The 2,164-nt window shown below is 61.7% G+C and carries 2 protein-coding genes and 1 rRNA gene; 2 read left to right on the top strand and 1 reads right to left on the bottom strand.

Annotated features, from left to right (window positions below; genetic code table 11):
- Together rrf and ACIPV6_RS23635 are read left to right on the top strand one after the other, a co-directional pair.
- A 5S ribosomal RNA gene (rrf, locus tag ACIPV6_RS23640) occupies positions 1-85 on the top strand; the annotation flags it as partial.
- A 113-nt stretch (positions 86-198) separates the two neighbouring features.
- The gene (locus ACIPV6_RS23635; RefSeq protein WP_400273231.1) at positions 199-984 is read left to right on the top strand and encodes a hypothetical protein; all 786 of its coding nucleotides are present in this window, start codon (positions 199-201) and stop codon (positions 982-984) included.
- A gap of 68 nt (positions 985-1,052) precedes the next feature.
- Here ACIPV6_RS23635 and ACIPV6_RS23630 read toward each other — a convergent pair whose 3' ends face one another.
- The gene (locus ACIPV6_RS23630; RefSeq protein ID WP_397326703.1) at positions 1,053-1,628 is read right to left on the bottom strand and encodes an HhH-GPD-type base excision DNA repair protein; all 576 of its coding nucleotides are present in this window, start codon (positions 1,626-1,628) and stop codon (positions 1,053-1,055) included.
- Between the last annotated feature and the right edge of the window lie 536 nt (positions 1,629-2,164).

The raw sequence follows: 2,164 nt of genomic DNA, 5'->3' as shown, positions 1-2,164 counted from the left end.
TCCCATTCCGAACCCGGAAGCTAAGACCCACAGCGCCGATGGTACTGCACCCGGGAGGGTGTGGGAGAGTAGGACACCGCCGGACAACACTTACAAATGGAGCCCCGACCACGACGGTCGGGGCTCCACACATTTAAAACCCCACGCACCAGCACCCTGCAGGCCCGGCATCGCGAATCGGAGCGTAGCCTGAGCGGTATGGGGATGAAAGCATCGTCGACTACATGGGCAGTTGCCGTGCTGGCGTTCACGTTCCTGGCCGCGGGCTGCGCAGCCCCTGATCAGGCCCAGGGGAACCCAGCTGCAGCCGGCCCGGTTTCGGAGATCACGCCCGAAGTGGCGTTGTGCCAAGGCAATGAGATTCCGCTGGAGGCGTTGGAGAACCGAAGGCCCGCCACGGAGCTCGGACCCGACGCGCTGCCGGCGCTCAGCGGACGTGACGTGGAACAATTTCACGCTGAATCGTGGCTCATCGCGCAGGAGAGCAGCAGCAGGGTCATGCTGATGAACAAGCTCGCGGAACCGAAGGACGATGGAACGGGCGACATCCGGGACTACGTTTACGTGATCATTTCCACTGACTCCATGGCTTCGGAACCAGGCAAACCGGTGTGGGCGGTGGTCGAGGCGTCTGCCTGTACGCCTACCTTGGACTTGGGAGACTTGAGGGCCGGTGCTGTGACCTTGGACCCTTCTTCAAGGCCTGACCCCAACGGCAACAGTGTCCCTTTGCTTGTCACGGAGTTTGATTGCAACTCAGGGCAGAATGCCGAGGGCAGGGTAGAAGTGGTGAAGCTCGTCGAAACGGATACAACGGTGGAAGTCGTTATTGGGGTTCGGAGAGCAGGGCTCGAGGCGGCTTCCTGCCAAAGCAATTCGCCCACGCCGTTCACAGTGCACCTGGAACGCCCGCTGGGCGATCGCGCCGTGGTGAACGCCGCCGTCGTGCCTTCCCGTGAGATCGCCCTGCCGTCCCGACGGTGATCCGCCCACCAGGCTGCAGACAGCTAAGGCCCCGCAGATGCGGGGCCTTAGCTGGCTTAAAGGAGAGGTCAGGCCTTCGCAGCCTTGGCAGCAGCTTTCGCGGCTTGCTTACTCGCGCGGACCTTCACTAAAGAGTCCGGATCCACGATGTCTGCCACGGACAGGTACGAGCCCTCCTCGCCGTAATGGCCGGCAGCCTCGCGCCAACCCTCCGCCTGGAGACCACACTGCTTTCCGAGGAGGGCCAGGAAAATTTTGGCCTTCTGGTCCCCGAAGCCCGGCAAGGCCTTCAGCCGCCGCAGTACTTCTGCCCCGCTTGGGTTGTCTCGTGTCCATATGGCAGCTGCCTGGCCGTCCCAGTCCTGGTGGACTGTCTCGGCCAGTGCCTGTACCCGGCCGGCCATGGAGCCCGGGAAGCGGTGGACAGCCGGTGTCTGCTTGAAGACGTCCACAAATCCAGCCGGGTCGAAGGCCGCAATGGCGCCGGGCTCCAGGGACCCGATGCGTGAGCGGATCTTCTCTGGCCCGGCGAAGGCGGATTCCATGGTCACTTGTTGATCGAGCAGCATGCCGGTCAGCAGCGCGAAGGCGTCGTCACTGAGGAGTTGGTCGGCAGCAGCATCTCCTGTGATGTGCAGTTCCATGGGCTTATCCTCCCACCTGCCTGCGCCCATCTCCTAGGGGAGCGCCAGCCGCCCGGCCGGCCAGGAGGACCTCGACTCGCGACAGGGGCTTACGGCCGCTTCGCCGCGGAACACCGCTTCGCCGGACTGAGCTCATGGGAATGTACGACGGCGGGTTGTTGCCTTTGCGGGCTGGGCCCCGTAAGCCGCAGCAGCTGGGGGTTTTCATGGGAACTTCACGTGGGATTCACGTGTGTGCACTTGCATCGGGAGGAGCTGCTTGGGGGTGGATTTGCGTTGGGGGTTGGGGGCGTGTATTGTTTTCTGAGTCGCCGGGAGCGAAACGGAAAGCCGGAAGGTGTGTACGGTTCGGTTGGCGGCCAATAATAATCCTTCTTTTCCAATGGCCCGTTGTTTGGTGTGCTGCTTTGTGTGGTGTGCTGGTGGGTGATGTTTTGAGGGGTCTGTTGTTTGAGAACTCAATAGTGTGCCAAGTTTGTTGATACCGATTGTTTTATTGATTGGTTGAATTTTTTTGCTGGATCATTGCGCACCCC

This window comes from Paenarthrobacter sp. NPDC089988 (assembly GCF_044748465.1).
GTDB lineage: Bacteria > Actinomycetota > Actinomycetes > Actinomycetales > Micrococcaceae > Arthrobacter.
This window is presented reverse-complemented; position numbering and strand designations above follow the sequence as displayed.

Bases quoted from the DNA above. Each gene is read 5' to 3' on its own strand.
- ACIPV6_RS23635 (WP_400273231.1), top strand. From the start codon at position 199: ATGGGGATGAAAGCATCGTCGACTACATGGGCAGTTGCCGTGCTGGCG.
- ACIPV6_RS23630 (WP_397326703.1), bottom strand. From the start codon at position 1,628: ATGGAACTGCACATCACAGGAGATGCTGCTGCCGACCAACTCCTCAGT.